This window comes from bacterium (assembly GCA_040753085.1).
GTDB lineage: Bacteria > UBA9089 > JASEGY01 > JASEGY01 > JASEGY01 > JASEGY01.
Window position 1 is genome coordinate 1 of record JBFMHI010000148.1, and the last position, 6,816, is coordinate 6,816.

Consider the following 6,816-nt stretch of genomic DNA (forward strand, 5'->3'; position numbering starts at 1 on the left):
ACCCAGTACTACGGTGGATGGCGGCCTGTACCTAAGGCACTCCCTGGAAACGGGGAGCAAACAGATTGCAGGACACCTAAGGCTATTGGAGAGGGTAACTCGCCAGTTCTCTACTCTACCCTATATCCTACTGAGTTGAGAGTGGAGAATAAAGAGTAGAGAGGAGAGAATTGAGACTTTTCAGCTCTCAACTCTCGGCCCTCAACTGATATGAAAATGAGGATTGTGTTGGGTATTACTGGGGCTACGGGGGCCTTATACGCCGTCAAGTTCTTGGAGAAGTGTACCACCGCTGAGAAATTTCTCATCTTAAGTCACTGGGGTAAGTATGTCTTAAAGGAGGAATTGGGAGTTTCTGAGGAGGACCTTAAGACGTGGGTGAAACATATCTTCTCCAATGAGGAGATGACCTCGCCTCTGGCCTCCGGTTCCAATTCCTTCGATGCCTGCCTCATCCTTCCGTGCACGATTTCCACTTTGGGAAAGATTGCCAATGGCATTGGGGACAACCTTATTACTCGTGTGGCTCAGGTGGCTATTAAAGAGGGCCGGCGTCTGGTGCTTTGTCCCAGGGAGACCCCGCTTTCTGCTCTGGCCCTCGAAAACTGTCTCAAGTTAAGTCGAATCGGGGTCACCATCATGCCCATTTCCCCTCCTTTTTACATTCATCCCTCATCCATAGAGGATCTGGCCGGGGGTTTTGTGGACAAGGTCCTCCAAATTTTAGGTCTGGAAAGCTCCAAAGGCTGGCGGGAAGAGGAATTGGAATGATTAAGTGCCTAAGGAAGCGTGGTGATGAAGGGTTTTTTATCTTTGAGAGAGTTCCTGCTTTTTTTGGAAAAACAGGGTGAAGCCATACGAATTCTGCATCCGGTGGATTCCCGGCTGGAGATCACCGAGATTGCCTCCAGGGCATTGAAGGAAGGCAAGCCGGCGCTTATCTTCGAAGACGTTCGGGGTGCGGATTTCCCTCTGGCCATTAATGTTTTTGCCAGTGAAAATCGAATCCGTTTATGTTTAGGCGAATCTCCAGATGAACTGGGAGAGCGGCTGGTGGAGACCATATCCCGGCTTAATCCTCCCAGTCTCAAGGGAATGTGGCAATTGAGAGGTCTTTGGCGCCGGCTGGCGGCCTTCCGCCAGGCCAAGCGTAGATATGGGGTATCTCAAGAGGTAGTGGAAGAGCCAGATCTTACCCGATTACCGGTATTACAATGTTGGCCTGAAGATGGAAGTGCTGACCCCTCGGCTCCAGCCAATTTCTCGGGCCGATTTTTTACCTTCCCCTTGGTAATTACGGCCAGCCCGGCTGATGGCCGATACAACGTAGGTATCTACCGGATGCAGGTCTTTTCCAAAGATTCTACGGGAATGCATTGGCAAATCCAAAAGGGAGGCGGGTTTCATTACCATACGGCTGAAAAGGCCGAACAGCCTCTGGAAGTAGCCATAGCGGTGGGAGCCGACCCTGCCCTGTGTCTGGCAGCCGCGGCTCCGCTTCCTGAGGGAATAGACGAAATGGCCTTTGCCGGTTTCTTGCGGGGAAGTCCTACCCCCGTAGTGCGAGGGAAAACAGTGGGCTTCTGGGTGCCGGCCGGGGCGGAATTTGTCCTGGAAGGCGTGGTCCTTCCGAAAGAAAGGCGGCTGGAAGGGCCTTTTGGGGACCACTTTGGCCACTATTCACCCCCAGCTATGTTCCCTGTATTTCAAGTAAAGAAGGTCACCCGCCGGCGAAATCCTATTTATCACGCCTCGGTGGTGGGTAAGCCCCCTAAAGAAGATAAATACCTCGGGGAGGCCCTCCAGGAAATACTCTCCCCTTTGCTCAGATTGATTCATCCCGAACTCCGCTCGGTTTGGGCCTATTATGAGGCGGGATTTCATAACCTCCTGGTAGTCGCCGTAGAGGAGCGCTACCCCAAGGAGGCCGTCAAAACCGCCCTTTCCCTGATGGGTGAGGGACAACTTTCCCTATCCAAGTGTATTATTCTGGTATCGCCTCAGGTGGATCCAAAAGACTTTAGGACGGTATTAAGGGAGATTCGGATGAATTTTAATCCAGCCTGTGATTTCCTGCTGCTGCCGGGTGTACCGTTAGATACCTTAGATTTCACCAGCCGCCGGATGAATCTGGGGAGCAAGATAATCATCGACGCTACGCTGGGAATCGGAGAGCAAGAGTCCCAAAAGAGGAAAGAATCATTCTGGGATGAGGGAAAAGTCCTCTCCCTTAAGGCTGAATTCCCCGAGATATTGGATGTTCATCTCTGGGAGGAGACCCTGTTGGCTATTAAGGTAAATCAAAGCATAGCGCACAGACCACAGAATACAGAAGGAAATCTGCAATCTGCAATCCGCAATCCGCCATCCGCCATCCGCCATCTGTTGCAAAGGCTGATGCAGCATCCCATTTCCGAATCTCAAATCCGAATAGCGGCGGCAGTCAGTCCGGATGTGGATATTCGCAATCAAGAAGAACTCCTCTGGGGCATTTTTACCCGGTTTGACGGAGAGCGGGATATCCTGTTTACTCAACAATCTTGGAAGGGGATTTCTCCCTTGTATCAGGGATTAATGGGGATTGATGCCACCTGGAAGCCGGGGTATCCTCAACCATTAGAGATGGATTCGGACGTCGTCAAACGGGTGGATGATAATTGGGAGAAATATTGGGTGTAGTGAGATGCTTTATGAACTCTTTATCGCCTTAAGGCATTTACGATCAAAACAAAAAGAGCGATTCATTTCGGTGATCAGTCTTATCTCTGTGGCCGGGGTTGCCCTGGGGGTAAGTGCCCTGATCATTGTGCTGGCGGTGATGAATGGTTTTGAACATGACCTGAAGCACAAGATCCTGGGGAATAAGGCCCATCTTTATGTGTTAGGGCCGGGTGGGACGCCCATTATGGGTTATCAGTCTCTGCTGAATACCCTTAAAGAGGCCGATATTATCGCGGCTGCTCCTTTTATTGAAGGTCAGGTTATCTTAAGCACCAAATATGGCACCAAAGGGGTGGTAGTGCGGGGAATAGAACCAAGGCTCGAATCAAAGGTAACTATTTTATCCTCACAGATTACCGATGGCACCATGGATTTTGACGGCCGAGGAATCCTTGTGGGACGGGAGTTGGCCAGAGAATTGGGACTTAAGCTGGGGGATGAGGTGAATGTCTTCTCACCCCGGGAAAGGGACCTTCTCCTGGATGAATCAACGCCTGCTCTGGCTATGGTTCCTCGGGTAGATAAATTCAAGGTCGGTGGGATATTCGCCTCGGGGATGTATGAATATGATTCCTCTCTGGGCTATGTCTCTCTAAAAGATGCTCAGAACTTATTTCACCTCCCAGAAGCCGTGAGTGGGATTGCGGTTAAAATATCCAATATCTATCAGGCTTCTGAAATAGCTTCTCAGATAGAAAATGGGCTGAAAGGACCTTATTGGGTCCGCACCTGGCAGGAGACAAACAGAAATCTATTTTCAGCCCTGAAGCTGGAAAAGACCGTTATGTTTATTCTGCTTACCCTAATCGTATTCGTGGCTGCCTTTAATATTGCTAGCACCCTGATTATGATTGTTATGGAAAAGACCAGAGAGATCGGGATTCTCAAGTCAATGGGCTCAAAGGCCAAAAGTATAATGGCTATTTTCATGTTGGAAGGGTTGTTTATCGGTCTGTCTGGGGTAATAATAGGATTATTAGGTGGTATGGCTGGTTGTGAATTACTTCAACAATATCAATTTGTCAAACTTCCCAGTGACGTGTATTATATTAGCACCCTGCCTGTGCAGATAGACTATACGGATGTTTTTATCATTGTGGTGGCCGCTCTGGGCTTGAGTGTTCTTTCGACCTTGTATCCGGCCTGGGCGGCCGCGCGCCTGGACCCGGTGAAGGCCTTGCGGTATGAATGAGCAGATACATCGCCTCTAACTTTTTAAGTTGACATTATTCTTAAGTTATATTACACTACCAAAGAGATGTCAAGGCCAACTGAATTCGGCCAGATAGTCGTTCCTGACCACAAAGAATTGGATAGAGGGACCTTAGGCGCAATTATCAGACAAACTGGTCTTAGTGTAGATGAGTTGGTAAGGTTGATTACAACGGAAACATTCAGTAGAATTGGAATATCCAATATTAAAAAAAATCAGTGTTTCATCCGTGTCCATCTGTGTCTGAATAGTTGCGAATAGCGCAAGGTTAGGCTAATTATTTCACAGTAAGAAATATGCCAACTTTGCCGTAAAAAACTTGAACATCGAGTATAAGATACCCAGAGGGGGATCAATTTCCTTAATCGTTTAAGGCGGGAAGTGAAAGTGTCGGCGGCCTTTGTGGTCTTTTATCCGTAGCCCTTGATCATCGTTTCGGCCATTTACAAATAGCCCTCGGGCGACCGGGTGTCTGGTGGCCCGCTGTTGTAACTACTCAACCACTAAGGCACAAAGATTACAAAATTCTCTTCGTGCCTTAGTGGCTTTGTAGCTGAGTAGTGGCCCGCTGTTCCACCTACCAGACCCCAGACTACCAGATGAAGGAGATGCCTATGATAACCAAAGAACTCATTACCCAACATGGCCTTTCAGAGGCAGAGTATGCTCAAATCAAAGAACTTTTAGGCCGGGAACCTAATCTGGTTGAACTGGGCCTCTTTTCTGTTATGTGGAGTGAACATTGCAGTTATAAAAATTCTAAAGCCGTGCTCAAGTCTTTTCCCACTCAAGGGAAATTAGTCCTACAGGGGCCGGGTGAAAATGCCGGCGTAATTGATCTGGGGGAAGGCTTAGGCTTGGTCTTTAAGATCGAATCACATAATCATCCCAGCGCGGTGGAGCCTTTTCAGGGAGCAGCTACCGGCGTGGGGGGCATCATTCGAGATATTTTTGCCATGGGCGCCAGACCGATCTGTCTCCTTAATTCCCTTCGTTTTGGAGAGTCGGATAATCCTCGAACCCAATACCTGCTCAAAGGAGTAGTGGCCGGTATAGCTTCCTATGGTAATTGTATGGGTATTCCTACGGTGGGAGGAGAGGTCTATTTTGAAAAACCGTATCAGGAGAATCCCCTGGTTAATGCCATGTGTGTGGGCGTAGTGGAAATATCTTCTTTAGTTAAGGCCATCGCTTCAGGAGAGGGAAATACCTTGCTTTATGTGGGTGCTACTACCGGTCGAGACGGCATTCACGGGGCCACTTTTGCCTCGGCTGAACTGAGAGATGATTCTCATCAGGACCGGCCTTCGGTTCAGATAGGTGATCCCTTTACGGAAAAACTCCTCCTTGAGGCATGTTTGGAAGTGCTTCAAGCGGCCTCCCGGAATGGAGGGGTAATTGGTCTGCAAGATATGGGAGCTGCCGGCCTGACCAGCTCATCTTCTGAAATGGCTTCCCGTGGAGAAAGCGGGATAGAAATAGATGTTTCCCTTGTTCCCCGAAGAGAAGAAGGCATGACCCCTTACGAGGTTATGCTCTCTGAGTCTCAGGAACGGATGCTTTTTTGTATCAAGGAAGGGACCGAAGATATAGCTAAGGAGATTCTGGCCAAATGGGATTTAAACTCAGTAGCCGTTGGGAAGGTAACCAGAGACGGGATGCTCAGGGTGAAAGACGGAGAGGTAGTGGTGGCCGAGGTTCCGGTCAAGGCATTAACTGAGGCTGCTCCGATTTATGAGAAAGAGGGCACTCGACCCCACTATCAAGATAAACTTCAACAGCTTGACCCTTCACTGATTACTCGTCGAGAAGACTTCAATCAGGTCTTGCTTAAACTCATGGCCTCGCCTAATATCACCCCTAAAACCTGGATATACGAACAATATGATCATATGGTAGGCACCAACACCGTCATCCTTCCCGGTCAGGCTGATGCCGCTCTTCTTCGGATTAAAGGGCTAAAAAAATTAGTGGCTGTTACCACTGACGGCAATGGCCGGTATTGTTATCTTGATCCCTTTCGGGGTGGAGCTATTGCCGTGGCTGAAGCCGCCAGGAATCTGGTTTGTGTCGGGGCTAAACCTCTGGCGGTAACCGACTGCCTTAATTTTGGCAATCCGGAAAAGCCGGAGATTTATTGGCAGTTTCAACGGGTAGTCGAGGGGATGAGTATGGCCTGCCGGATACTTGAAACACCGGTAGTAAGCGGCAATGTTAGTTTTTATAATGAATCGCCGGAGGGGGCTGTTTATCCCAGCCCAGTAGTGGGTATGGTTGGATTGATAAATAATGCTGAACCTTTGGTGAAAGGGCCTGGATTCTGCTCGCCGGGAGATATAATAGTGCTGCTGGGAGAAACCAAAGAAGAAATTGGAGGGAGTGAATATTTAAAGGTGATTCATAACTGTGTCACTGGCCGGGCGCCGACCATAGACCTGGAAATCGAAAAACAGGTCCATGCCGCCGCCTTGACGGCGATTCAGGCCGGGATCATTCACACCGCCCATGACTGCGCTGAAGGGGGACTGGCGGTGGCCCTCTCTGAAAGCTGCCTGATGGGCGGCCTGGGAGCGGATATCTTTACTGGAACCGACCTCTTCCCGGTTCCTTTCCTCTTCGGGGAATCCCAATCAAGGATTTTACTTGCCTTAGCTGAGGAGAATCTTTCGGCTCTGGAGCATATTGCCAGGGAAAATAGGATCCCCTTCCGGGTCATTGGACAGGTCGGAGGAGAAAGATTGGTTATTAATGATCTGATAGATCTGCCGCTCGGTGACTTAGCCGCCGTCTGGCGCAGAGTAGATGGTAACTACTCAAAACTAAGTTCAGCCGACCGCTTCGCGGTCGGCTGAACGGCGCGGCGGGCTTCGCCCGCGTGTTCG

4 protein-coding genes are annotated in these 6,816 nt (G+C 49.5%); all 4 read left to right on the forward strand.

Annotated features, from left to right (window positions below; genetic code table 11):
- Window positions 1-216: 216 nt before the first annotated feature.
- Entirely contained in the window at window positions 217-771 is a 555-nt protein-coding gene (locus AB1797_11995; GenBank protein MEW5768319.1) for a UbiX family flavin prenyltransferase, read from the forward strand.
- A 24-nt stretch (window positions 772-795) separates the two neighbouring features.
- Entirely contained in the window at window positions 796-2,679 is a 1,884-nt protein-coding gene (locus AB1797_12000; GenBank protein MEW5768320.1) for a UbiD family decarboxylase, read from the forward strand.
- Window positions 2,651-3,913: a lipoprotein-releasing ABC transporter permease subunit gene (locus AB1797_12005; GenBank protein ID MEW5768321.1), complete on the forward strand. Its 1,263-nt coding sequence runs from the start codon at window positions 2,651-2,653 to the stop codon at window positions 3,911-3,913. Before AB1797_12000 ends, AB1797_12005 begins: the two co-directional genes overlap by 29 nt.
- Window positions 3,914-4,548: 635 nt before the next feature.
- Window positions 4,549-6,786 carry a phosphoribosylformylglycinamidine synthase subunit PurL gene (gene purL / locus AB1797_12010; GenBank protein ID MEW5768322.1) on the forward strand — a complete coding sequence of 746 codons (2,238 nt, stop codon included), beginning with the start codon at window positions 4,549-4,551 and terminating at the stop codon, window positions 6,784-6,786.
- Window positions 6,787-6,816: the final 30 nt, after the last annotated feature.